Genomic DNA, 24,613 nt, shown 5'->3' on the forward strand with positions numbered 1-24,613 from the left:
ATTGTCTGGCTGAAGGTCCCCGTCATCGACTCACGCAGAGGTCAGAGGGCCGTCCATGGGACACAAGGGTGCCAAAGGCCGAGTCTAACGGGGTGAGGGTGTACCGCTGCGCCCGCGGCTGCCCGGCTGCTCTCAGGTGAGGTAGGCCGGGGTCGCCACGGGCAGCGTAAATCGGAACTCCGCGCCGCCTCCGGGGGCGCGGCCGACCGTGATGGCGCCGCCGTGGGCTTCGACGATGCCCTTGACGATGTACAGCCCAAGGCCGGTGCCGCCGCGCTTGCTGCCCCGCCAGAAGCGGGTGAAGACGCGGTTCATGGACTCCTCCGGGATGCCTGCGCCCTCGTCGCTCACGGTGACCGATGTGCCGGTGTCCTCCCCTTCTCGGGGGGACGCGGCGGGCGTGACGTCAATGGTGACGGTTCCCTCGCCGTGGCGCACCGCGTTTTCGAGGAGGTTGCTGAGGACCTGGTCGACCTTGTCGGGGTCGGCCCACAGGGCGGGCAGCGGCTGCTCGATGCGCAGCAGGAACCGGTCGGCGGGCTGTCCGGCGGCGACGTAGGCCTGGATGTGCCGTCCCACGGCCGCGCCCATGTCCACGGGCTGACGGCGCACCTCCAGCCGTCCGGAGTCGATGCGCGAGATGTCGAGCAGTTCGGCGATGAGGCGGGTGACCCGGTCCGCGTCGGCGTCGACGGTCTCCAGCATGAGCCGTTTCTGGTCGTCGGTGAACCGCGACCACTTGGCGAGCAGGGTGGCGGTGAAGCCCTTGACGGAGGTGAGCGGGGAGCGCAGTTCGTGGGCGACGGTGGCGATCAGCTCGGCGTGGCTGCGTTCGGTGCGGCGGCGGGCCTCGGTGTCGCGGACCGAGACGACGACGCGGCGGACGGGGCCGGTGGGCTCGTCGCGGACGTAGCGGGCGGAGACGAGGACTTCGCGGCCGCCGGGCAGGAGGAGGTTGCGTTCGGGCTGGCCGACGCGGATGGCGAGGCCGCCGTAGGGGTCGGTGAGCTGCCACCAGCGGCGGCCTTCCAGGTCCTCCAGCGGCAGGGCCCTGTCGAGGCGCTGTCCGAGGGCGTCCTCGGCGGCGACGGCGGTGATGCGCCGGGCGGCGGCGTTGAAGCAGATGACGCGGCCGTTCTCGTCGGCGACGACGAGCCCGTCGGGCAGGTCGTCGGGGTCGATGCCGAGTCCCGTGAGGTCACCGGCCGGCCCGGCCGCTCCCGGTGCCCTGGTCGTGCCGACACTCATCCCCGTACCCCACCTCCCGTCCTCCCGGAAGAGGCCCGCGAACTCGTCACCCTACTAGCTGTCGGTCACGGAGCGGCACCCTCCGGAGGCACGCTGTGCACGGGCCGACGCGTAGAGACATACGGCGGCGGCGGTCGCGAGGTTCAGGCTCTCGGCCTTTCCGTGGATCGGGACGCGCACGACGGCGTCGGCGAGCGCGCGGGTCTCCTCGGGAAGTCCCCACGCCTCGTTGCCGAAGACCCAGGCGGTGGGGCCGCCCATGGCGCCGGCGTCGAGTTCGGCGTCGAGGTCGTCGTCTCCCGCGCCGTCCGCGGCGAGGACGCGCACGCCGGCGTCGCGGAGCCCGGCCACGGCCCTGTCGACGGGGACGCCGACGGCGACGGGCAGGTGGAAGTGGGAGCCGACGGAGGCGCGGACGGCCTTGGGGTTGTAGAGGTCGACGGAGGCGTCGGTCAGCACGACGGCGTCGGCGCCGGCGGCGTCGGCGCACCGCAGGACGGTGCCGGCGTTGCCGGGGTCGCGGACGTGGGCGAGGACGGCGACGAGCCGGGGCCGGGCGGCCAGGACGCGCTCGAAGGGCACGTCGATGAACCGGCAGATCCCGACGAGTCCCTGGGGGGTGACGGTGGTGGAGACGTCCTCGATGACCTGCTCGTCGGCGAGGTGGATCCGGGTGCCGGCGGAGCGGGCCTCGGCGAGGACGTCGGCGTGGCGTTCGGCGGCCTCCACGGTGGCGAACAGCTCGACGAGGGTGGCCTGTCCGCCGGCGTGGTGCGCCGCGGCCTCCCGGACGGCCTGCGGCCCTTCGGCGAGGAACAGCCGCTCCTTGCCCCGGAAGTTCCGCCGGGCGAGCCGCCGGGCCGCGGAGACACGCGGGGAACGGGGGGAGATCAGCTCGGGGCCGGCGGGGGGCATCTTCACCTTCACAACTCCATGGTCTTTCGCCTGGTGCGAGTGATCCGACCCGGGGGCGCGGGGAACTGCGACCGGCCACCGGCGGCCCGCACCCGAACGGACGGCGTCAGGGGGGTGTCAGCAGCAAAGGACCCGCAGGAGGGAACCTGCGGGTCCTTCTCTGACGTCGGCTCAGGGCCGGCGCAGCGTCACGCGGCCTTGGGCGCGTTCACGTCCGCGGGGAGGGCCTTCTGCGCGACCTCGACCAGCGCGGCGAACGCGGTGGCGTCGTTCACGGCCAGCTCGGCGAGGATCTTGCGGTCGACCTCGATGTTCGCGGCCTTCAGACCCTGGATGAGGCGGTTGTACGTCATGCCGTTCTGGCGGGCCGCAGCGTTGATGCGCTGGATCCACAGCTGACGGAAGTCGCCCTTGCGCTTCTTGCGGTCGTTGTAGTTGTAGACCAGCGAGTGGGTGACCTGCTCCTTGGCCTTGCGGTACAGGCGCGAACGCTGACCGCGGTAGCCGGAGGCCGCCTCGAGGATCGCCCGGCGCTTCTTGTGGGCGTTGACTGCCCGCTTGACGCGTGCCACTTGTTAACTCCTTGTAGCGGGGCCGTGGTGGGACTCACACGGCCCGGAAACGATTGGGTCCCGGTCTCAGAGGTCGGGCGCGACGCTCGCGCCCGACGTCACTTGCCGAGAAGCTTCTTGATCTTCGCGGCGTCGCCCGGGGCCATCTCGGCGTTGCCGGTGAGGCGGCGCGTCACGCGGGACGACTTGTGCTCGAGCAGGTGGCGCTTGCCGGCGCGCTCGCGGAGCACCTTGCCGGAGCCGGTGATCTTGAAGCGCTTGCTGGCACCGCTGTGCGACTTGTTCTTCGGCATAGCGCCGTTCTCTCCTCGTCGGTGGCGTTCCGGTGCCCGGTCGTGAAACCGGGCACGGTGGAACGTCGCTGGTATCGGTTATGTCCGCGGGACTCGCGTCCCCCGGATCACGCCTCGGCGGGGGCCTCGGCGTCAGCCGCCTCGACCTCGACATCGCCGTCGACGTCGCCGTCGGCGTTCACGGCGTCGGCGTCCGCGGCGTTCTGCGAGCGGCCGGGGTTGGCCTTCGCCTCGGCCTTGCGGGCCTCCTGCGCCTGCCGGGCCTCGGCCATGGCCTCGGTCTTCTTCTTGTGCGGACCGAGAACCATGATCATGTTCCGGCCGTCCTGCTTCGGGTTCGACTCGATGAAGCCGAGGTCCTCCACGTCCGACGCGAGACGCTGCAGAAGCCGGAAGCCGAGCTCCGGCCGGGACTGCTCGCGACCACGGAACATGATCGTGATCTTGACCTTGTCGCCCGCCTTGAGGAACCGGACGACGTGACCCTTTTTGGTGTCGTAGTCGTGCGGGTCGATCTTCGGCCGGAGCTTCATTTCCTTGATGACCGTGTGCGCCTGGTTCTTGCGCGCCTCACGGGCCTTCATGGCCGACTCGTACTTGAACTTCCCGTAGTCCATGAGCTTGCAGACCGGCGGGCGTGCGCTCGCCGCCACCTCGACCAGGTCGAGGTCGTACTCCTGCGCAAGCTCCAGGGCCTTGGCCAGCGGCACGATGCCGACCTGCTCGCCACTGGGACCGACAAGTCGCACTTCGGGAACGCGAATCCGGTCGTTGATGCGGGGCTCGGTGCTGATGGATCCTCCTCGGTAGCACCACACGGCAGTCTGGCGGACGGCCGCGTAACGTCTGTGTTCGATAGTTTTATAACCACGTCGAAGCACAAAAAATGCCCCGACAATCACATTGCGGGGCTCCAAGCACTACCGGAGCACCGCCGCAAGGATCGCGGGGCGCGCTACCGGGCGACTCCATCGTCCGTACGGAACGATGGGGGCCGCCTGACCGGGGTGACCCGCCGTCCCAAGGGGCGGTCGGGTGGGAGCTCGGAGTCTCCACTTGTGGGCCGGGCCCGCCTGCTGAGGGGCACGCGTGTCCGACCGGTCGTTCACCGAGATTACCAGCCCCCGTCGCGAACGGCCAATCGAGCCTCGCCACCGGACCCGGCGCGGCCTGCGCCTATCGTGTCCTGCATGAGTGACACCTCCCCCTCCGGCTCCGCCGGGACGCCCGCCGCCCCCGACTTCGACGAGATGACCCGCGACATCGCCGAGGTTCCCGCCGTCGAGGTGATCGTCACGGTCGCCGTCAACCTGATGAGCGCCGCGGCCGTGAAGCTCGGGCTCACCGAGGAGGGCGACGCGTACAAGGACCTGGACGAGGCCCGCAAGCTGGTCACGGCCCTCGCCGGGCTGCTCGACGCGTCCACGACCGAGATCAGCTCCTTCCACGCCGCCCCGCTGCGCGACGGCCTGAAGTCGCTCCAGCTGGCGTTCCGCGAGGCGTCGGTCGTCCCGGACGAGCCGGGCCAGGGCCCGGGCGAGAAGTACACGGGCCCGGTCTACGGCTGAGCCGTTCCCCGCGGATCGGCTCTCCGCGGCACGTCAGCTCTCCGCGGCACGTCAGCTCTTCGCATCGTCGCGCTTCGCGTCGTCGCTTTTCACGTACAGGGGCTCGCCCGGGGGCGTCGTCCCGGCCGGCAGCACTGCCAGGTCGAGGCCGCGCACCAGGCGGGCCCTCAGCGTTTCGTCGGCCGCGAGGCGACGGGCGACGGCGCGTGCCGTCTCGGCGGGGACGACCGCCGGGTCGAGGACGAGGGCGAGGGTGCCGTCGGCCTCGCCGGGTCCGAGGTGGGCGCTGAGGACCTCCGGTTCGGCGGCCACGGCGGCCCGGACCGCCGCGACGACCGCGGGGTCGGCGAGCGGATCGGCGGAGGTGCGGCCCTCGGCGAGCGCCAGCAGGGCGGGCCCGGTCAGTTCGAAGGCCACCGGCCCGGCCAGGTCGAGGACGACGGTGTCGGCCTTCTCGTGCGCGGCCGCCTGAAGCGCCTGGTGCAGCGGAACGGCGACCGGGCGGGCCTCGGGATCCCAGCGGGCGAGGGAGTCGGTGGAGGTGAAGGCGGGCAGCGCGGTGCGCGAGCCCGCCTTGAGGGTGGGGACGGCCATGTCGCTGGTCTTCTCGCGGCGCAGCCCGTTCTCGTCCTCCTCGACCTCGCCCAGCACGGCCACGACGGGGACGAGGAGCCGGGCGCCCTTCAGGGCCGCCAGCACCGGGCCCACGGCGGTGCGGTCCTCGGCCCAGGCGGCGAGCGCCGCGCTCAGCCGGGGGTCGGCGGAGCCGTCGTCGTCGGAGAAGCCGGGGTCGGGAATGTTCTTGTTCGCCACGGTCGTCGACCCTATCGGGACCCGTCGGCCAGGCGGTGCGGGGCCCGGGTCGCGACGCCGGGGACGGGGCCGGGCCGGGGGCCGGGGCCGTTCACGGAGTTCTCAGGCTCTCCTGACCTCGCTCTCACGCGGGTCCCACGGCCCGCACAGCCGTCGCCCCGAGCATCACGGCCATGGAATCCCGCGGAGCACGTCGTGGCCGCCGCGCTCGTCCCGCCCGGCGCCGCCCTGTCCTGCCCCTCGCGCTCGCCGTGGCCGCCGTGCTGGGCGTCGCGGCCGGCGGCACGGCCTATGTGACGGCACCGGACCACTCGGGCGGCCGGGCGGCCGTATCGTCGTCCTCCGCGACGCCGCCGGCGTCGGCGGACGGGACCGGGGAGGCGGCGGTGGGGACCGAAACGGCGGCTGCCGGGGAGGACCGCGACGCGCTGCTGGCGTCGGCCATGGGGGCGGTGACCGTGCCCGGGGGCGCGGCCGTGTCCGTGGCCGTGCTCGACCTGGCCTCCGGCGCCCGCGCCGCGTACGGCGGAGGCGTCTTCGACACGGCGTCCGTCGTCAAGGCGGACATCCTGGCCGCGCTGCTGCTGCGGGCCCAGGACGAGGGCCGTCGTCTCACGGCGGCCGAGAAGACGGACGCGACGGCCATGATCGAGACCAGTGACAACGACGCCGCGTCGGTGCTGTGGCGGACCATCGGCGGGGCCGGGGGCCTCGACGCCGCGAACGAGCGGCTCGGGCTGACGGACACCGAGGGCGGCGAGGGCGCGCTGTGGGGGCTCACCCGGACCACGGCCGTCGACCAACTGGCGCTGCTGCGGCAGGTGTTCGGGAACGGCTCGGTACTGAGCGAGGCCTCGCGGTCGTATCTGCGGACGCTGATGGGGAAGATCGCGGCAGGCCAGGACTGGGGCGTCTCGGCCGCGGCCGACGGGTCCGCGTGGGCGCTGAAGAACGGCTGGCTGCCGCGCAGCACGACCGGGCTGTGGGTCGTCAACAGCATCGGCCGGGTGAGCGCCGGGGGCCGTGACTACGCGGTGGCCGTGCTGTCGAACGGCAACGCGACGCAGGCGGACGGCATCTCGCTGGTCGAGGCCGCGGCGAGGGCGGCGGTGTCGGTCTTCGCCGAGGGCGGCAGCGCGGGCGGCAGCACGGGACGGGCCGAGGGCACGGCGTCGGCGTCGGCGTCCGCATCCGTTGCGGGGGTCGCGGGACCGTCCCCGGCGGCGTCGTCCGGGGGCGTCTCCCCCGCCGACGGGTAGCCGGCCGGACAACCGCCGGACGCCACGGGTCGCTAGAGGGCCTCGTACGGCTCGTACGGCTCGTGGGGACCGGGGGCGCCGGGCCGCCGGTCGCGCGCGCGGCGGCCGCGCCACAGGACGACCGCCGTCAGCACCAGCACCCCGCCCGCGCCGCCCGCGAGCGGACCGGCCCAGCCGGCGGCGGCGTCGCCGGCCTTCGCCCGGTCGGGGCCGGAGCCGAAGTACCGCTCGCCGTAGGCGGCGGACTGCAGGCCCTGCGGGCTGAGGGACCCGGCCGCCCGGAGTGCGGCGGCCGGGTCGATGAAGCCGTAGCCGCGGGAGTCGTCGCGGCCGCCCGCGGGGGCGTTGCGGGCGGTGTCCTCCAGGAGTTTCTTGATCTGCGCCGGGGTCAGGCCGGGGTGGGCGGCCTTGACGAGCGCGACGGCTCCCGAGACGAACGCGGAGGCGGCGCTGGTCCCCCAGCCCTGGTAGTACTTGTGGTCCGGGTCCGCGATGACGACGTCGACGCCCGGCGCGCTCACGGTCGCGTACCAGCGGCGGGTGGAGAACGAGGCGCGGGTGCCGTAGCGGTCGACGGCCGTCGCGGCGATGACGCCCGGGTAGGCGGCCGGGTAGGAGATGTGGTCGCCCTTCTCGCCGCCGTTGCCGGCCGAGGCCACGACGACCGACCCCTTCTTCAGGGCGTACTGGACGGCCTCGTCCTCGGCGGGCTCGGGGTGGGCGGAGACCGAGTCGTCGCCCAGGGAGAGGTTGATGACGTCGGCGCCCTGGTCGGCGGCCCAGCGGATGCCCTCGGCGAGGGCGTTGCCGCGGGTGTTGCGGGCCTTGGTGCGCTGCGGGTCGCCGTCCTCCAGGATCACGCGGACGGGGAGGATCTTCGCCTCGGGCGCGACGCCGAGCACTCCGTCGTCGTTCCCCTCGCCATGCCCGTGACCGGCGATGATGCCGGCCATCGCGGTGCCGTGGCGGGCCCAGGCACGCTCACCCGACCTGGCCCCGAAGCCCACCATGTCCCGGCCGGCCAGGACGTTGCCGGCGAGGTCGGGGTGGTCGGCCTCGACGCCGGTGTCCAGGACGGCGACGGTGATGCCGCGGCCCTTGGTGGTCTGCCACACCTGCTGGATGTGCAGGGCGTCCAGGGCCCACTGCTGGGCCCGGATGCCGTCGGCGTGGGCGGTGGAGGCGGGCGTTAGGAGGACGGCGGCGGCGAGGAGGCAACTCAGGATCCCGGCCCTGCGGGACGTACGCGCCGTGCGGGGTGGGCGAGGCGCACGGGACGTGCGGGCCGTCGGGGCGCCAGGGGTCGTACGGGTACGGGTCCTGGGGGTGCTCATGAGGGCTGCTCCGAGGGCGTGGCGGCGGTCTTGCGCAGGCCGCGCTCGACGCGGTCGGCGAGCCCCTGGGCCTCGTTGCCGAGGCCGGCCTGGGCGGGGGCCGTGGTGGCGCCGGTCGCGGTGGCCCGGGGAGCGGGCTGCGGGGTGTCGACGGTGCGGCCGTCGGCCCATCCGGAGACGGCGTAGACGACGACGGGCGCGTCGGTGAGGACCGACACCGTCCACGAGGCGCGCTGCCGGTCGCCGAAACCGGCGGCCGCGGTGCCCTTGGCCGCGTACGGGCGTGGCATCAGGTCCGCCCGCTGTGCCAGGCCCTCCTTGGCGAACCGGGCGTCGAGGGCGCGCATCGCGGCGGCGTCCGCGGTGGTGAACAGCAGGCCGACGGTGGTCACGTAGCTCTGGGTGGCGTCGGTGTAGGTGGCGCGCAGCAGGCGTTGGCAGCCGACCGGGGCGAGCACCTTGAGGAGCAGCGGGTCGAAGGCTCGGGCGCAGCCGCTGTCCGGGGCTACGGCGATCCGCGTCCAGGTGCGGTCGGCGCCGCCGGGGCCCGCGCCCTGTCCGTCCACGGTGGGCGGGAAGAGCTGGTCCACGGGCACGTTGTGCCACAGGCCGCCCGCGGCCGTGTACGCGCTGCTCTCGGTGTTCTCCCCCGAGCCGCCGACCAGCCAACTGCCGGTCGCCGCACCGCCGATGAGGCCCAGCCCGAGGACGACGCAGGCGGCGGCCGCGGCCGTGCGGCCGCGGCGGCCGAGAAGGCGCAGGCCGGGGGCGCGCAGACCGGAGATGCGGGGCGTGTAACCCTCGGGCCGGGCGAACGTGACCACGGGCCGGGTGGCGCCGGGGGCGCCGCCGGGGGTCATCGGGGCGCTCCAGGACAGGGCGGGATCGGGTCCGTCGGCCTGCCCCGCGACCGGGTCGGGCCGCAGTGCGGGTTCCGGGGCGGGCGGCGGCGCGATGGTGAAGTCGGGCTGCCGCACGGGCGCCGCGGGATCCCAGGCAGCGCCGGAACGGAAGCCGTCACGCGACTCGGCTGTGCGACCCGGCGTCCGCGCCTCGGGGGCGGGAGACCAGGCCGGGGCCGGCCGCGAATCGTCACGCGACTCGACGCCGGGGCCCCGTGTCCGGTCCTGCGTCCGCGCGTCAGGGGAGGGAGCCCAGGCCGGGGCCGGACGCGAATCGCCACGCGACTCGACGCCGGGGCCCTGCGTCCTGTCCTGCGTCCGCGCGTCAGGGGAGGGAGACCAGACCGGGGCCGGCCGCGAATCGTCACGCGACTCGACGCCGGGGCCCCGTGTCCGGTCCTGCGTCCGCGCCTCGGGGGCGGAAGACCAGGCGGGGCCAGGTCGGGAACTGTCACTCTGCTCGGTGTCGGGGCCCTGTGTCCGGTCCTGCGTCCGCGACCCGGGGGCGGGAGACCAGGCCGGGGCCGGACGCGAATCGTCACGCGGTTCGGCTGAGGGGCCCTGGGTGCGGTCCTGCGTCCGCGTCTCGGGGCGGGTCGGGGCGGGTGCGGGGACCCAGCCGCGGGGCAGCGGCGACCAGGCCCGCTCGGCGGTGTGGTCGGCGACCGGCCTCGGGGCGGGGGCGTCGTCCGGTCCCGCGGGGCGCGAGCCCCCGGAGCCGGGAGGGCGAGCCCCGCTCGTTCCGGGACCGCCGCGAGCCGCCTGACCCGTTTCGGGCGCACCCGGCACGGCCGACGATCCGCGCGGGCCGGGCGCGCCGAAGGGCCGGTGGGCGTCGGCGGGGTCCGTGGGTGCGGGGCGGGACGCGGGCCCGGTGGGGCGCGGGGGGCGGCGGAAGTCGTGCGGCGGGCCGGGGCGCGGGGCGGGCGGGCGCTCCTCGGGGCGTCCGGGCGTTGCGGGTTCGTCGCTCCGGACGGCTGGGGCGGGACGGCCCTGGCGGGGCGGGGTGTCCGGGAAGCGCGCCGACGCGGGCGGCGGCGGGGGCGGGGTCATGGCGTCCGTGTGCTGGGCCCGCAGCCTGACGAAGCGGGGGGCGGTGCGGGAGGGGGGACCGGCGGTGCCGGAGGCGGCCGGGGCGCCGTCGTCCGCGCGGGGCTCGGCGGTCGGCGGGTGCGCCGGACCGGTGGAGGGCTCGCGGGGCGCGGCGTCCGGCCCGGCCGCGGCCGGAGCGGTCCGGGACGTGAAGTGGCGTTCCTGCCGGCCGGGGACCGGACGCGGTGCGGGCTCGCGCTCCGGTCGGCCGCCGGTCGCGGGGCGGCCCGTCGCGCGACCGTCCGCGCCGACGGCGTCCGCCGGGTCCGACGGGCCGGCGGGGTGCGGCGGGCTCGTCGGACCTGCCGGGTTCAGCGGGCTGTCCGGGCCCGCAGGAGGCGTGGGGCCCGCGGGAGGCGTGGGGACTGCCGGGGGCTGGGCCGGGGGGCGGGCCGGGCGGGGCGGGGTCGCCGGGCGCGGGGGGACGCCGGGCTGGGGCGGCACGTCCGGCCGGGGCGGCACGTCGGGTCGCGGGGGGACCGAGGCGCGGCGTGCTTCCGTGCTCATGCACCCCCCGTTTCCTCGTCCGCGGGCCGTCGTTGCAGTACGCGGGCCGTCGTTCTCGTCGCCCGCGGCCCGGGCGGACGCGGCGGTCCGTTCCGGGCAGCCATACCCGCACGGGCGGAGCGGCATCCCGACGCTGGCGTCCGGCCGGAGCCGTCCCTGCGTGCGTGCGCGTCACTCTACGGCTTGTCGCCCGGCAAACGGGAACCCGTCCGGGCCGCCGGCGGCTTCTGCCCGGAACGTCCCCCTACCCTGCGGTAATCCTGTCTGGCAGGCTGCGTCCATGACTGCGCGCGCCGCCGACCGGGCCCGTTACGACCGGGCCACCGCCCATCTCGACGCCCCTCTCGCCCTTGTGGACCTGGAGGCCTTCGACGCCAACGCCGACGATCTGGTCCGCCGGGCCGGGGGCAAGCCGATCCGCGTCGCCAGCAAGTCGGTGCGCTGCCGGGCGCTCCTGGAGCGCGTCCTGGCCAGGGACGGCTTCGCCGGGATCATGTCGTTCACCCTCGCCGAGTCCCTGTGGCTGGCCCGCTCGGGCTTCGAGGACGTCCTGCTCGCCTATCCGTCGGCCGACCGTGCCGGCTTCGCCGAGCTGGCCGCCGATCCCAAGCTGGCCGCGGCGGTCACCGTCATGATCGACGACGTCGCCCAGCTGGATCTGATCGACGCGGCGCGCGGCGAGGGGACCGAAGTGGTCCGCGTCTGCCTGGAGTTGGACACGTCGCTGAGGCTGCTCGGCGGGCGGCTGCGGGTCGGGGCGCTGCGCTCCCCGCTGCACTCCCCCGCCCAGGTGGCGGACGTGGCGAGGGCGGTGTCCCGGCGGCCCGGGTTCGCGCTCGTGGGGATCATGGCGTACGAGGGGCACATCGCCGGGGTGGGCGACTCCCTCGCGGGGCGGCCCCTGCGCTCCCGGGCGATCCGGCTGATGCAGGCCACCGCGCGGCGTGAGCTCGCCGAGCGGCGCGCCGCGGTGGTGCGCGCGGTGCGGGCCGTCGCCCCGGATTTGGAGTTCGTCAACGGCGGCGGCACCGGCAGTGTGCAGCACACGGCGGCCGAGGACGCCGTCACGGAGATCGCGGCCGGGTCGGGGCTGTACGTGCCGCGCCTGTTCGACAACTACACGTCGTTCAGCGGGCGTCCGGCCGCGCTGTTCGCGCAGCCCGTCGTGCGGCGGCCCGGGGTGGGGATCGTGACCGTGCTGGGCGGCGGGTATCCCGCCTCCGGCGCCGCCGGGCCCGACCGGCTGCCCGTGCCGTATCTGCCCGAGGGACTGCGGTACGACCCGCAGGAGGGCCCCGGCGAGGTGCAGACCCCGCTCATCGGCTCCCCCGCCGACGATCTGCTGATCGGCGACAAGGTGTGGTTCCGGCACGCGAAGGCCGGGGAGCTGTGCGAGCGGTTCGACGAACTGCACCTCGTCGAGGGCGAGTCGGTGACGGCGACCGTGCCGACCTACCGTGGTGAGGGCCGGACGTTCCTGTGACCCGGCGGCGGGCGGACTACAGCGGCGTCACGTAGGCGCCGGAGATCCCGCCGTCCACCAGGAAGTCGGTGGCGTTGACGAAGGAGGAGTCGTCGCTGGCCAGGAAGGCGACGGCGGCGGCGATCTCCTCGGCCTCGGCGAACCGGCCCACCGGGATGTGGACCAGGCGGCGGGCGGCCCGCTCCGGGTCCTTGGCGAACAGCTCCTGCAACAGGGGGGTGTTGACCGGGCCGGGGCACAGGGCGTTGACCCGGATGCCCTCCCGCGCGAACTGCACGCCGAGTTCGCGGGACATGGCCAGCACGCCGCCCTTGGACGCCGTGTACGAGATCTGCGAGGTCGCCGCGCCCATCCTCGCCACGAACGACGCCGTGTTGATGATGGAGCCCCTGCCCTGGCGCCGCATGTAGGGGATGGCGGCCTTGCAGCACAGGTAGACGGAGGTCAGGTTGACCTCCTGGACCCGCTTCCAGGCCTCCAGGCCGGTCTCCAGGATGGAGTCGTCGTCGGGCGGGGAGATCCCGGCGTTGTTGAACGCGACGTCGACGCTGCCGTAGGTGTCGTGAGCGGCCTCGAACAGCGCCTCGACCTGTTCGGGGTCGGTGACGTCGACCTTCACGAAGAGCCCGCCGGCTTCCTCGGCGGCGGCCCTGCCGCGGGTCTCGTCGACGTCGCCGCAGACCACGTGCGCCCCTTCGGCGGCGAGCCGGCGGGCGGTGGCGAGGCCGATGCCGCTGCCGGCTCCGGTGACGACGGCGGTGCGGCCGACGAGCCGGCGGCAGACGATCTCTCTGGTCACTGTGCGGGGCCCTCCGTGCTGATGAAGACGTTCTTGGTCTCGGTGAAGGCGGTCAGGGCGTCCGGACCCAGCTCGCGGCCGACGCCGGACTGCTTGTAGCCGCCGAAGGGGGTCCAGTAGCGGACGCTGGAGTGGGAGTTGACGGACAGGTTCCCGGCGCGCACGGCCTGCGAGACGCGCAGCGCGCGGCCCACGTCCCGGGTCCAGACGGAGCCGGAGAGGCCGTAGGGGGTGTCGTTGGCGAGCCGGATCGCGTCCGCCTCGTCGGTGAAGGGGAGCAGGACGGCCACGGGGCCGAAGATCTCCTCGCGGGCGGCGGGCGAGTCGGGCGCGGCGCCGGTGAGGACGGTCGGCGGGAACCAGAAGCCGGGGCCCTCGGGTGCGCCGCCGCGCAGCGCCTCGGCGTCGTCGGGGACGAACGACCGTACGCGGTCCACCTGCTGACGGGAGATCAGCGGGCCCATCTGCGTGGCCTCGTCGGCCGGGTCGCCGACCACGACGGCGGCCAGTTCGCGCGCGAGGTGGTCGGCGACCTCGTCGTACACCGATTCCTGGACGAGGATGCGGGTGCGGGCGCAGCAGTCCTGGCCGGAGTTGTCGAGGAACGAGAAGGGGTCGGCGGCGGCCTTCAGGTCGGCGTCGGCGAAGACGACGTTGGGGCTCTTGCCGCCGAGTTCGAGGGTGACGGGCTTGATCAGTTCTGCGCAGCGCCGCATCACCTCGCGGCCGGTGCGGGTGGAGCCGGTGAACACGATCTTCGCGACGCCGGGGTGGTCGACGAGCGCCCGTCCGGTGATCGCGCCGTGGCCGGGCAGCACCTGGAAGAGGTGTTCGGGCAGGCCCGCCTCCAGGGCCAGCCCGGCCAGGCGCAGGGCGGTGAGGGGGGTGGTCTCGGCGGGTTTGAGGACGACGGCGTTGCCCGCGGCGAGGGCGGGGAAGGAGCCCCAGGCGGCGATCGGCATGGGGAAGTTCCAGGGGGCGATCACGCCGACCACGCCGAGGGGCTCGTGGAAGGTGACGTTCCAGCCGCCGGGGGCGGGGATCTGCCGGCCCAGGAGCCGTTCCACGCCGCCGGCCGCGTAGAGGAGCAGGTCGCGGGCGTTGCCGGCCTCCCAGCGGGCGTTGCCGAGCAGATGGCCGGCCTCGCGGACCTCCAGCAGGGCCAGTTCCTCCCGGTGGGCGTCGACGGCGTCGGCGAAGCGGCGCAGCAGCCGGGCCCGGTCGGCGGGTGCCGCGGCGGCCCAGCGGGCCTGGGCGGCGCCCGCGCGGGTGACGGCGCGGTCGACGTCGGCCGGGGAGGCGGCCGCGACGGTGGCGACGACGGCCTCGGTGGACGGGTCGAGGACGGTCAGTTCGTGCGGCAACGGCGGCCCGGTCGGGGGCTGTTCGCCGGTGGACTGCGGGTGCGGGTGGGACACGTCGGGGCCTTTCACAGGCGTTCGAAGGAGCGGCGCAGTTCCCAGTCGGTGACCGCGGCGTCGAAGGCGGCCAGCTCGACGCGTGCCATGTTGCGGTAGTGGGCGACGACCTCCTCGCCGAAGGCGTCCCGTGCGATCGGGCTGTTCTCCCAGAGCGCGGCGGCCTCGCGCAGGGTGGTGGGCACGTGCGCGTAGTCGGCGGTGTAGGCGTTGCCGGCGCAGGCCTCGGGCAGTTCCAGTTTCCGCTCGACGCCGTGCAGGCCCGCGGCGATCAGTCCGGCGACGGCGAGGTGCGGGTTGACGTCGCCGCCCGGCAGCCGGTTCTCGAAGCGCATGGAGCGGCCGTGGCCGACGACCCGCAGCGCGCAGGTGCGGTTGTCGTGTCCCCAGGCGACGGCGGTCGGGGCGAAGGAGCCGGGCTGGAACCGCTTGTAGGAGTTGATGTTGGGGGCGTAGAGCAAGGAGAAGTCGCGCAGGGCGGCGAGTTGTCCGGCGAGGAAGTGGCGCATGGTCGGCGACATGCCGTCCGGGTCGCCGGCCGTGCCGGCCATGACGTTGGCGCCGTCGGCGTCGGTGAGCGAGAGGTGGATGTGGCAGGAGTTGCCCTCGCGCTCGTTGTACTTGGCCATGAAGGTCAGGGAGACGCCCTCCTGGGCGGCGATCTCCTTGGCGCCGGTCTTGTAGATCGCGTGCTGGTCGCAGGTGACGAGGGCCTCGTCGTAGCGGAAGGCGATCTCGTGCTGGCCGGGGTTGCACTCGCCCTTGGCGGACTCGACGGTGAGCCCGGCGCCGGCCATCTCGTTGCGGATGCGGCGCAGCAGCGGCTCGACGCGGCCGGTGCCGAGCACCGAGTAGTCGACGTTGTACTGGTTGGCCGGGGTGAGGCCCCGGTAGTTCGCGTCCCAGGCGGCCTCGTAGCTGTCCTTGAAGACGATGAACTCCAGCTCGGTGCCGACCTGTGCGGTGAGGCCGTGCCCGGCCAGGCGCTCCAGCTGGCGGCGCAGGATCTGGCGCGGGGCGGCGGTCACGGGCGAGCCGTCGTGCCAGGCCAGGTCGGCGATGAGCATCGCCGTGCCGGCGTTCCAGGGCACGCGCCGCAGGGTGGACAGGTCGGGACGCATGGCGAAGTCGCCGTAGCCGCTGTCCCAGGAGGACATGGCGTAGCCGTCGACGGTGTTCATGTCGGTGTCGACGGCGAGGAGGTAGTTGCAGCCCTCGGTGCCGTGCGGGAGGACCTCGTCGAGGAAGAAGCCGGCGGCGAACCGCTTGCCCTGGAGCCGCCCCTGCATGTCGGGGAAGGCGAGGACGACGGTGTCGATCTCACCGCCCGCGACGAGGGCGCGCAGTTCCTCGACGGCGAGCGGGGGTGTGCGGTCTGCCACGGGAGGGCCTCCTCAGGCTTCCTGGCTTCCTGGCTTGCTGGCTTGCTGGCTTCCTGGCTTCCTGGCTTGCTGGCTTGCTGGCTTGCTGGCTTGCTGGCTTCCTGGCTTCCTGGCTTGCTGGCTTGCTGGCTTGCTGGCTTGCTGGCTTGCTGGCTTGCTGGCTTCCTTGCTTTTCCTTGCTTCTGTCGCCTTCTGCGGGTCGGCCCGCGGCCGGTGGCCATAAGGTATTGCCGAGAACCATTGCTTGGGAAGGGGGCGCGGCCTGATGGCGCTGAGTGCTGACGGCGGACCGGACGACCGGCTGGCCCCGGTGCTGCGGCCGGTGCGGGCCGGCAACGGCTTCGAGGAGGCGCTGGAGCAGATCCTTCAGATCCTCCGGCTGGGTCTGGTGCCGGGGGGCGGACGGCTGCCGGCCGAGCGGATGCTGGCCGAGCGGCTCGGCGTCAGCCGGGTGACGCTGCGCGAGGTGCTCAGGGTCCTCCAGGACCAGGGCCTGGTCGAGGCCCGCCGGGGCCGCTACGGCGGCACGTTCGTGCTGCCGCGCACGGACGCGGGCGGCGAGGACGAGCTGCGGCGGCGCGTCGCGGGGACGGACATCGAGGACGTGCTGCGCTTCCGGGAGGTGCTGGAGGTGGGCGCGGCGGGACTGTGCGCCGCGCACGGTCTGAGCGGCGAGCGGGCGGGGCGGCTGCGCGAGGCCCTGGCCGGCACGGCGGACGCCCCGCTGGCCGAGTACCGGCGCCGGGACACGCTGCTCCACCTGACCCTGGCCGAGCTGTGCGGCTCGCCCTCGCTGACCGCGCAGTACGCGTCGGTGCGGGCCACCGTGAACGGCCTGCTGGACTGCATACCGCTCCTCGTGCGCAATCTGGAGCACTCCCAGCGCCAGCACACGGCTCTGGTGGAGGCGGTGCTGGACGGCGACGCGGACGGCGCGCGGGAGATGATGCGGGAGCACTGCGCCGGGACGGCGGCCCTGCTCCGGGGCTTCCTGACCTGAGGCGCGCCCACGAAGGGATCGCGCAATGGTATGAAGGCGGTCCATTGAACGGCCGGAGGGGCACATGACGACTACGGCGCGGGCGACGGCGTCCGGGACCGGCCAAGCGGCGGGCGGCAGGCCGCTGATCGGCGTCAGCACATATCTGGAGCCGGGCGCGCGCTGGGGCGTGTGGGAGCTGGACGCGGCGCTCCTGCCCGCCGGGTATCCGCGGCTCGTGCAGCGGGCCGGCGGACTGGCCGCGATGCTTCCGCCGGACGCGCCCGCCCACGCGGCGGCGGCCGTGGCCCGCGTCGACGCCCTGGTGATCGCGGGCGGCCCCGACGTCGAACCCGGCCGGTACGGCGCGCGGCGCGATCCCCGCACCGGGCCGCCGGCGCCGGAGCGCGACGCGTGGGAGCTGGCCCTGATCGACGCGGCGCTGGCGGCCGGGCTGCCGCTGCTCGGCGTCTGCCGCGGCATGCAGCTCCTGAACGTCGCCCTCGGCGGCACCCTGACCCAGCACCTCGACGGGCACGTGGAGGCCGTGGGCGTCGTCGGCCGCCACCCGGTCGAGCCGGTCCCGGGCACGCTCTACGCCGCTCTGGTCCCGGAGCGGGCCTCCGTCCCCGCCTACCACCACCAGGCGGTGGACCGTCTGGGCGCGGGCCTCGTCGCGTCGGCGCACGCGGCGGACGGCACCGTGGAGGCCGTCGAACTGCCCTCGGCCGACGGCTGGGTGCTCGGGGTGCAGTGGCATCCGGAGATGGGCGAGGACGTCCGGGTGATGCGCGCCCTGGTCACCGCCGCCGCCTCCCGCTCCGCCGCCCGGCAGGCAGCCCCGGCCTCCTGAGGCCCGGCACCGGACGCCGGACGACGGCGGCCCTGGCTGGGGGGCCCGGCTCCGCGCTCCGAGAGCGGGTCCCGCCTCCCCGCCTCGCGCGCCGGTCCCGGCTCCCCGCCTCGCGCGCCGGTCCCGGCTTCCCGCCTCGCGCGCCGGTCCCGGCTCCGCGCCCCGGACTGCGGTCCCGGCGCCGCGCCCCCGACCGCCGGTCCCGGCTCCGTCCCCGCTCCCGGTCTCGGCTGCGGGCCTGCGCTCCCGGCCTCAGCTCCGGGATGCGGGTGCGGGCCTCCGCTCCCAGCCTCAGCCGCGGGCCCCGTTCCGGGGCTCAGCCGCGGGTCAGGGCCAGGAGTTCCCGCGCCGGGCCGGCGGGGCGGTGCCCGGTGGGCCACACGGCGCGCAGGTCCCGGGCCAGCGGGACCCCGTCCACCGGTATCGCCACCAGCCGCCGCCGAGCCAGTTCCTCGCCCACGGCGAGTTCGCTCAGCACCGCCGGGCCGGCCCCGCTCACCGCCGCCGCCTTCACGGCCGTCGTCGACGACAGCTCGATGAGCGGGCGGGCCAGACCGCCCAGGGCCGTGTCGAGGACCTGCCGGGTGCCCGACCCCCTCTCCCGCAGGATCAGCGGCGTCGAGGCCAGCTCGGCGGCGTCCAGCGGCCCGCGGCGGCGGGCCCACGGGTGGCCGGGCGCGACGACGACCACGAGACGGTCGTGCGCGATCACGGCGGAGTCCAGTCCGGCCGGCGCCGTGAGCCCCTCCACGAACCCGAGGTCCGCCTCCCCCGCCAGCAACCGCTCCGCGACGGCCGCCGAGTTGCCCGCGAGCAGCGACACCGCCGTGTCCGGCCGTCGGGCGTGCAGCGCGAGCAGCCAGCCGGGCAGCAGGTACTCGGCGATCGTCATGCTGGCCGCCACCCGCAGGCGCGAGTCCCGCCGGTCCCGCAGCGCCCGCGCCCCCGCGTCGAAGGCCCGCGCCGCCTCGACGATCCGCCCGGCCCAGTCCGTGACCAGCGCGCCCGCGTCGGTGAGCCGGGAGCCGCGCGGCGAGCGGTCCACCAGCGCCACGCCCAACTGGCGCTCCATGGAGCGGATCCGGCTGCTCGCGGCGGGCTGGGTGATGCCCAGCTCCCGCGCGGCCGCGCCCAGGCTGCCGAGCCGGGCCACCGCCAGCAGCAGCTCCAGCGCGCCCAGGTCCGGGACCCGGTGCGCGATCGAGCCACCGCCGTCCAGCCGCTCTTCCTCCACACTGCCCATAAGCCCAGCTTATGCCCCCATAGAGACATCCTCCCTGGTCGCGGGCGCGTTCCCGGGCGAACGTGGAGGCATGGTCACCGTCGCCCAGCCCTCGTCCGTCCTGCCCCGTCCGCGCACCGACGCCGTCCGTCACCTCGGACCGAACTGGTACGCCACGGTCATGGGCACCGCCATCGTCGCGACCGCGGGCGTCGCCCTGCCGGTGCGGGCGCCGGGACTGCGGCCGCTGTGCGCGGGATTCTGGGCGCTCTCCCTGGCCCTGCTGGCGGCACTGCTCGCCGCCCGCGCGCTGCACTGGCGCCACCATCGCGACCAGGCCCGCGCGCACCTCCTCGACCCAGCGGCGGCCCCGTTCTACGGCTGTCTCGCGATGGCGCTGCTCGCCGTCGGCGGCGGCACGCTCGCCGTGGGCCGGGACTGGATCGGCGTCGACGCCGCGGTCGCCGTGGACGCCGTGCTGTTCACCGTCGGCACGGTCGTCGCCCTCGCGGCCGCCGTCGCCGTGCCCTACCTGATGGCCGTGCGGCACCGGGTGACGGTCTCGCAGGCCACGCCGGTGTGGCTGCTGCCGCTGGTCGCGCCGATGGTGTCCGCGGCGCTCGGCCCGTCGCTGGCGCCGTTCCTGCCGGCCGGGCAGCCGCGGCTGACGCTGCTGTACGCGTGCCTCGCCATGTTCGGGCTGAGCCTGCTGGCCACGTTCGTCATGCTGCCGCTGGTGTTCGGGCGGCTGCTGACCGGCGGGCCGCTGCCCCTCGCGCTCACCCCGGCCCTGTTCCTCGTGCTGGGGCCGCTCGGACAGTCCACGACCGCCGTCGGGAGGTTCGCCGAGGTCGCTCCCGGTGTGGTGCCGGGGGCGGACGGCCACGGCCTCGCGGGGCTCGGCGGTCTCGCCGTGCTGTACGGGGTGCCGGTCATGGGCTTCGCCCTGCTGTGGCTGTGCCTGTCCGGCGCCCATGTGGCGCGGGCCCGCCGACACGGGATGGGGTTCACGATGACGTGGTGGGCGTTCACCTTCCCGGTCGGCACCTGTGTGACCGGGACGGCGGTGCTGGCCCGGCACACCGGGCTGGTCGCCTTCGACGTGCTCGCCTGCGCGCTGTACCTGCTGCTGGTCGCCGCCTGGGGCGTCGCCGCCCGGCACACCGTGCGCGGGCTGCTCAGCGGTGAGCTGCTCGCAGCGCCTCGCCCAGCGCCCGCGGAGCCTCCGCGAGCGACGGCCCGTACCACGTCAGGTGCCGTCCGCTGACCAGCGCGCACGGCACTCCCGGAAAGGCCTCGGGGCCGTCGTCGGCGGTGAAGCGGTACGGCTCGTCCGGCAGCACGACGAGGTCCGGCGCGGCCGCCCGCAGGTCCGCGAGCGGGACGCGCGGATAGCGCTCGGCGTGAGCGGCGTGGAGGTGGTCGACGCCGAGACGGGCCAGCACGTCGCCCGCGAAGGTGTCCCGGCCCAGGACCATCCAGGGGCGGCGCCAGATCGGCACGACGGCCGTACGGCGCCCGGCGAGCGGCGGCGGCGCCGCCCAGGCCCGTTCGGCGCGCGCCAGCCAGTCCGGCCGGGACGGCCCGCCGCAGGCGTCGAGGACCCGCGACAGCTCGCGGAAGGCCTGCGGGACGTTCCGGACCTCCGTCACCAGGACCCGCAGCCCGGCCGCCCGCAGGGCGGTCAGGTCGGGCTCCCGGTTCTCCTCCTCGTTGGCGATCACCAGATCGGGGGCGAGCGTGGCGATCCGCTCGACGTCGGGGTTCTTCGTGCCGCCGATCCGGGTGACGTCGAGACCGGCCGGGTGGCTGCACCAGTCGGTGGCCCCGACCAGGGCGCCGGGCACGGTGACGGCGACGGCCTCGGTGAGCGACGGCACCAGGGAGACGACCCGCACTACCGCTTCCGTCCCCGGTCCCGGTCGCGGACCGCCTCGATGTGCTCGGCCACGGCGACGACGACCACGCGGGTGTCGGCCACGGTCGCCCGCCAGCGGTGGCGGACGCCGCCGGTGAGGTAGAGGGTGTCGCCGCGGCCGAGGCGGTAGGCGCGGCCCTCCGCCTCGATCTCCACCGCGCCGTCGGCGACGTACATCAACTGGTCGTTGCGGTACTGGAACTCGCGGCCGGCGTCGTGGTCGCCGGTGAACTCGGAGGCGTGCATCTGGTGGTGCCCGCGCACCAGGGAACGGGAGCGGGGCTCCGCGTCGGGCGTCTGCCCGGGGAGCTGTCCGGCGGCCTCGACGACCTCGGCCCGCACGACGTCCACGCTGCACGCCGGGTCGGCGGCGGCGAGGAGCTCGACCGCGGTGGTGCGCAGCGCGTCGGCGACCTTCTCCAGGGAACCGGTGCTGGGCCGCGCGCGGTCGTTCTCGATCTGGCTCAGGAAGGGCACCGACAGGCCGCTGCGCTCGGCCACGACGGCGAGGGTCAGCTCCAGGGAGCGGCGCCGGCGGCGCACGGCCGCGCCCACCCGCAGGGGCTGTTCTTTGTGGTCGCCCATCGCTCCGGCTCCCTCCTTCGCTCGTCGACGCCGTGTGTCCGCCGGGTCCTCGGGCACATCCTGCGCCGAGGTCACTGCTGAGTTCTCTGCACCCTATGCATGTTCGGCAAACCGTTTCATGTGCCCGTCACATCGAGGACGCACGGGGTGACACGGGACCCCACAGTTCACGCCAGTCGCTCCGGGCCCGGAAACGGCGGGTGCGGCGCGGCTCTCCCGTTCTCCGGTTCAATGCGCGAGCGGCCCCCGGTGTTCCCGCCCGTCCCCGGCGTCACCGGCGGACCGGCTCGGGGATGAGTGTAGCTCTGCGTGGTTGGCCGAATTCCTCCCGTCGGGCCGCCCGCGCGCGGGCCCCTCGGATCCCGGCACGCGTGCGTGCCGGACTCCTGGGCGAAAGCACGCCGAACGGGGGCGGGAGGGGATCCGGACGGCCCGAGGGGCGGGCCCCGGCGCGGGCCGTGAGGCCGTGCGCCGGCGCCCGCCCCTCGGCGGACGGCCGCGGTGCTGTCAGGTCACCGGGCCGCCCGGCTCTCCTGCCCCGAGCCGGCGACCGGTACCCACCGGTCGACGAGCGCGGGGTTGTCCTTCAGCCAGGTCCGTACCGCGTCCTGCTCCTTGCCCTTGCCGGCCTTCTGGATCAGCGCCTCCAGACCGGTGAGCTGGGCCTCGGTCATCCGGAAGTCCTTGAGCCACTTCCCGACCTGGGGGTGGTCGGCGGCGAGGCCCCGCCGCGCCACGGTGTGCACGCCGTCGCCCTTGCCCCAGGCGCCCCGGGGGTCCTTGAGCTTCTTCAGGTCGTAGTCGCTGTACGCCCAGTGCGGCGACCACAGCGTGACGGCGATCGGCTTCTTCGCGGCGTACGCGCGCTTGAGCTCGGCGAGCATCGCGGGCGTGGAGCCGTCGACGACCGTGTAGGCGCCGTCGAGGCCGTACGCGCCCATGACCTTGTCCTTGAGCAGGCCCATCATCCCGGCGCTGGGCTCGATGCCGGTGATCCTGCCGCCGAACTCGGAGGCGTGGCTCTTCAGGTCCGCGAGGGAGTTCACGTCCTTGACGTACGAGGGGACGGCGAGCTCCAGTGAGGTGGGGCCGTACCAGGAGCCGAGGTCGTCGAGCCGGTCGCCGTACTTCTTCCAGTACTCGGCGTGGGTGGTGGGCAGCCAGGCGTCGGTCTGGAAGTCGATCTGGCCGGTGGCCACGCCCGTGTAGAGGGGGCCGGCGGCGTACTGGGCGGCGGTGACCTCGAAGCCGCGTTCCTCCAGGAGTTCCTTCCAGAGGTAGGTGGAGGCGATGCCCTCGTCCCACGGGATGTAGCCGATCTTGATCTCCTCGCCCTTGCCGACGTCGGAGGCCGATGCCTCGGCGGTGCCGGAGGGGGAGCCGAACACGCCCATGCCGCCGGCGACCAGGGCGAGGACGACCACGCCGACCACGGCGACGGCGGGGCGCGGACGGTGCGTCCACACGGTGGCCCGGGCCTTGGCGGCGGTGCGGCGGCCGAGCGGGGAGATCCGGGTGCCGAGGGCGCCGGTCATCCGGTCCAGGTAGACGGCGAGGACGACGATGCCCAGGCCCGCCTCGAAGCCGAGGCCGATGTCGAGCCGGCCGATGGCCTCGTTGACGGCGCCGCCGAGGCCGCCGGTGCCGACCATGCCGGCGATGACGACCATCGACAGGCCCAGCATGATGACCTGGTTGACGCCCGCCATGATCGTCGGCAGGGCGAGCGGCAGCTGCACGCGCAGCAGGGTGTCGCGGGGCGTGGTGCCGAACGCCTCGGCCGCCTCCACGAGGTCGCCGTCCACCTGGCGGATGCCCAGCTCGGTCATCCGCACGCCGGGGGCGAGCGCGAAGATCAGGGTGGCGACGACGCCCGCCGGGACCCCCATGCCGAAGAACAGGATGGCGGGGATGAGCAGGACCATCGACGGCATCGTCTGGAGGAGGTCCAGCACCGGGCGCAGGGTCGCGCTGACGGCCCTGGAGCGGGCGGCCCAGATGCCGAGCGGGACGGCGGCCGCCAGGGCGATCAGCGTGGCGACGAGCACCAGCGACAGCGTCGACATGGCCTCGTCCCACAGCGCGAGGGAGTCGATCAGGGCGAACCCGGCGAAGGTCAGGAGGCCCGCGACCAGGCCGCGCAGCCACCAGGCGAGCACCGCGAGGATGCCGGCCAGGAGGAGCGGTTCGGGGGCGGTGAGAACGGCGTCCAGGCCGTCGTACATGCCTTCGACGACCGCCTTGACGGCGTCGAAGAGCCAGGACATGTGGGTGACGAGCCAGTCGACGCCGGAGTCGACCCAGTCGCCGAGGTGGAGCCTAGGCACGGGCGGTCACCTTCTCCCCGGTGCCGCGCGGGCCGGCGCAGGCGGCCTCGTCGTCCTGTCCGTCGCCCAGGAAGCGCACCAGGCGCTGCCGCGGCACGACGCCGACGAGCCGCCCGCCGTCGACGACGGCGACCGGGTGCGGCAGACGGGCGCTGAGCGCGCACAGCGCGGTGAACGGGGTGTCGGGGGCGGCCGTCCGGCAGCCGCAGTCGGCCTCGTCGCCGCGGACCGCGGTGTCCATGACGGCGGAGGCGGTCAGCACCCGCGCGCGGTCGACGTCCTGGATGAAGGAGGAGACGTAGTCGTCCGCGGGGCGCAGCAGGATGTCCTCGGCCGTGCCCGTCTGCACGATGCGGCCGTCGCGCATGACGGCGATGCGGTCGCCCAGGCGCATGGCCTCGTTGAGGTCGTGGGTGATGAAGACGATGGTCTTCTTCAGCGTCTGCTGGAGGGTGAGGAGCTGGTCCTGCATGTCGCGGCGGATCAGCGGGTCGAGCGCGCTGAACGACTCGTCCATGAGCAGCAGGTCGGCGTCGGTGGCCAGGGCCCGGGCCAGCCCCACCCGCTGCTGCATGCCGCCGGACAGCTCGTCCGGCCAGGACGTCTCCCAGCCGGCCAGGCCGCACAGCCGCAGCGCCTCGGCCGCGCGTTCCTCGCGCTCGCGGCGCGGGACGCCCTGGACGGCCAGTCCGTAGGCGACGTTGTCGAGGACCGTGCGGTGCGGGAAGAGCGCGAAGTGCTGGAAGACCATGCTGATCTTCCGCGCGCGGACCTCGCGCAGTTCGCGGTCGCTGAGCGCGGTGAGGTCCTGGCCGTCGAAGAGGACGCGCCCGGCGGTCGGCTCCAGCAGCCCGTTGAGCATGCGCAGCAGGGTGGACTTGCCGGATCCGGACAGGCCCATCACGACGAAGATCTGTCCCGGCCGCACCGTGAAGGACGCGTCGACGACGGCGGCCGTGGCGCCCTCCGCGCGCAGCTGCGCACGGTCGGCTCCCGCGCGGAGCCGTTCGACGGCCTGCTCCGGTCGTCTGCCGAACACCTTGTGCAGATGCTCGGCCTCTAGCCTGGATGACACGCGTGCCTCTCGGTGGGGGACGGGACCGGAGCAGTGGGCGACCGCAGACGGCCGGCGGGGTGACCCGCC

The 24,613-nt window shown here is 74.7% G+C and carries 22 protein-coding genes; 6 read left to right on the plus strand and 16 right to left on the minus strand.

Annotation, left to right across the window (positions count from 1 at the left end):
- Positions 1-132: 132 nt before the first annotated feature.
- The 5 genes from OG802_RS06610 to infC all read right to left on the minus strand — a co-directional run bounded on the left by OG802_RS06610 (position 133) and on the right by infC (position 3,846).
- Positions 133-1,248 (minus strand): sensor histidine kinase, encoded by a 1,116-nt coding sequence (locus OG802_RS06610; protein WP_329408097.1) that lies wholly within the window; start codon positions 1,246-1,248, stop codon positions 133-135.
- Positions 1,249-1,302: 54 nt separating this feature from the next.
- Entirely contained in the window at positions 1,303-2,163 is an 861-nt protein-coding gene (locus OG802_RS06615) for a TrmH family RNA methyltransferase (RefSeq protein WP_329416967.1), read from the minus strand.
- 188 nt (positions 2,164-2,351) lie between these two features.
- Positions 2,352-2,735, minus strand: a complete 384-nt coding sequence (gene rplT / locus OG802_RS06620) for a 50S ribosomal protein L20 (RefSeq protein WP_057580434.1) — start codon at positions 2,733-2,735, stop codon at positions 2,352-2,354.
- A gap of 98 nt (positions 2,736-2,833) precedes the next feature.
- A complete protein-coding gene (rpmI, locus tag OG802_RS06625; RefSeq protein WP_003977225.1) occupies positions 2,834-3,028 on the minus strand; it encodes a 50S ribosomal protein L35 in 195 nt (64 codons plus the stop codon).
- A gap of 107 nt (positions 3,029-3,135) precedes the next feature.
- Entirely contained in the window at positions 3,136-3,846 is a 711-nt protein-coding gene (gene infC, locus OG802_RS06630; protein ID WP_329416969.1) for a translation initiation factor IF-3, read from the minus strand.
- A 372-nt stretch (positions 3,847-4,218) separates the two neighbouring features.
- On the opposite strand from infC, the gene OG802_RS06635 reads away from it, so the two are divergent.
- Entirely contained in the window at positions 4,219-4,596 is a 378-nt protein-coding gene (locus tag OG802_RS06635; protein ID WP_329408100.1) for a DUF1844 domain-containing protein, read from the plus strand.
- A 51-nt stretch (positions 4,597-4,647) separates the two neighbouring features.
- On the opposite strand, the gene OG802_RS06640 is transcribed toward OG802_RS06635, so the two are convergent.
- Positions 4,648-5,409, minus strand: coding sequence for an SseB family protein (locus OG802_RS06640; protein WP_329408102.1), 762 nt, complete (start codon positions 5,407-5,409; stop codon positions 4,648-4,650).
- 173 nt (positions 5,410-5,582) lie between these two features.
- On the opposite strand from OG802_RS06640, the gene OG802_RS06645 reads away from it, so the two are divergent.
- Complete coding sequence (locus tag OG802_RS06645; RefSeq protein ID WP_329408104.1) at positions 5,583-6,668, plus strand: serine hydrolase; 1,086 nt, start codon at positions 5,583-5,585, stop codon at positions 6,666-6,668.
- Positions 6,669-6,700: 32 nt separating this feature from the next.
- On the opposite strand, the gene mycP is transcribed toward OG802_RS06645, so the two are convergent.
- Both mycP and OG802_RS06655 read right to left on the minus strand, forming a co-directional pair.
- Positions 6,701-8,002 (minus strand): type VII secretion-associated serine protease mycosin, encoded by a 1,302-nt coding sequence (gene mycP, locus OG802_RS06650; protein ID WP_329408106.1) that lies wholly within the window; start codon positions 8,000-8,002, stop codon positions 6,701-6,703.
- Positions 7,999-8,862, minus strand: a complete 864-nt coding sequence (locus tag OG802_RS06655) for a hypothetical protein (RefSeq protein WP_329416971.1) — start codon at positions 8,860-8,862, stop codon at positions 7,999-8,001. Before OG802_RS06655 ends, mycP begins: the two co-directional genes overlap by 4 nt.
- A gap of 1,921 nt (positions 8,863-10,783) precedes the next feature.
- Here OG802_RS06655 and OG802_RS06660 point away from each other — a divergent pair.
- Positions 10,784-11,986, plus strand: a complete 1,203-nt coding sequence (locus OG802_RS06660) for an amino acid deaminase/aldolase (protein ID WP_329408108.1) — start codon at positions 10,784-10,786, stop codon at positions 11,984-11,986.
- Between the two features lie 16 nt (positions 11,987-12,002).
- On the opposite strand, the gene OG802_RS06665 is transcribed toward OG802_RS06660, so the two are convergent.
- The 3 genes from OG802_RS06665 to OG802_RS06675 form a co-directional block, all read right to left on the minus strand.
- Positions 12,003-12,785 (minus strand): 3-oxoacyl-ACP reductase, encoded by a 783-nt coding sequence (locus tag OG802_RS06665; protein WP_329408110.1) that lies wholly within the window; start codon positions 12,783-12,785, stop codon positions 12,003-12,005.
- Complete coding sequence (locus OG802_RS06670; RefSeq protein ID WP_329416972.1) at positions 12,782-14,149, minus strand: aldehyde dehydrogenase family protein; 1,368 nt, start codon at positions 14,147-14,149, stop codon at positions 12,782-12,784. The genes OG802_RS06665 and OG802_RS06670 overlap by 4 nt, the downstream gene beginning before the upstream one ends.
- Before the next feature lie 65 nt (positions 14,150-14,214).
- Entirely contained in the window at positions 14,215-15,585 is a 1,371-nt protein-coding gene (locus tag OG802_RS06675; protein ID WP_329408112.1) for a glutamine synthetase family protein, read from the minus strand.
- Between the two features lie 265 nt (positions 15,586-15,850).
- On the opposite strand from OG802_RS06675, the gene OG802_RS06680 reads away from it, so the two are divergent.
- The gene (locus OG802_RS06680) at positions 15,851-16,585 is read left to right on the plus strand and encodes a FadR/GntR family transcriptional regulator (RefSeq protein ID WP_329408114.1); all 735 of its coding nucleotides are present in this window, start codon (positions 15,851-15,853) and stop codon (positions 16,583-16,585) included.
- Positions 16,586-16,649: 64 nt separating this feature from the next.
- Positions 16,650-17,417 carry a gamma-glutamyl-gamma-aminobutyrate hydrolase family protein gene (locus OG802_RS06685; RefSeq protein WP_329408116.1) on the plus strand — a complete coding sequence of 256 codons (768 nt, stop codon included), beginning with the start codon at positions 16,650-16,652 and terminating at the stop codon, positions 17,415-17,417.
- 316 nt (positions 17,418-17,733) lie between these two features.
- On the opposite strand, the gene OG802_RS06690 is transcribed toward OG802_RS06685, so the two are convergent.
- Positions 17,734-18,660: a LysR family transcriptional regulator gene (locus tag OG802_RS06690; protein WP_329408119.1), complete on the minus strand. Its 927-nt coding sequence runs from the start codon at positions 18,658-18,660 to the stop codon at positions 17,734-17,736.
- A 70-nt stretch (positions 18,661-18,730) separates the two neighbouring features.
- On the opposite strand from OG802_RS06690, the gene OG802_RS06695 reads away from it, so the two are divergent.
- The gene (locus OG802_RS06695) at positions 18,731-19,906 is read left to right on the plus strand and encodes a TDT family transporter (RefSeq protein WP_329408121.1); all 1,176 of its coding nucleotides are present in this window, start codon (positions 18,731-18,733) and stop codon (positions 19,904-19,906) included.
- Here the strand turns inward: OG802_RS06695 and OG802_RS06700 are convergent.
- From OG802_RS06700 to OG802_RS06715, 4 genes are all read right to left on the minus strand, one after another.
- Positions 19,818-20,537 (minus strand): helical backbone metal receptor, encoded by a 720-nt coding sequence (locus OG802_RS06700; protein ID WP_329408123.1) that lies wholly within the window; start codon positions 20,535-20,537, stop codon positions 19,818-19,820. The genes OG802_RS06695 and OG802_RS06700 overlap by 89 nt on opposite strands.
- Positions 20,537-21,142, minus strand: a complete 606-nt coding sequence (locus OG802_RS06705) for a helix-turn-helix domain-containing protein (RefSeq protein ID WP_329408125.1) — start codon at positions 21,140-21,142, stop codon at positions 20,537-20,539. Before OG802_RS06705 ends, OG802_RS06700 begins: the two co-directional genes overlap by 1 nt.
- A 512-nt stretch (positions 21,143-21,654) precedes the next feature.
- Complete coding sequence (locus OG802_RS06710) at positions 21,655-23,469, minus strand: ABC transporter permease/substrate binding protein (protein WP_329408127.1); 1,815 nt, start codon at positions 23,467-23,469, stop codon at positions 21,655-21,657.
- On the minus strand, positions 23,462-24,544 hold the full coding sequence (locus OG802_RS06715) for a quaternary amine ABC transporter ATP-binding protein (protein ID WP_329408129.1): 1,083 nt from the start codon (positions 24,542-24,544) through the stop codon (positions 23,462-23,464). Before OG802_RS06715 ends, OG802_RS06710 begins: the two co-directional genes overlap by 8 nt.
- Between the last annotated feature and the right edge of the window lie 69 nt (positions 24,545-24,613).

The sequence above is a fragment of the Streptomyces sp. NBC_00704 genome, from assembly GCF_036226605.1.
GTDB lineage: Bacteria > Actinomycetota > Actinomycetes > Streptomycetales > Streptomycetaceae > Streptomyces.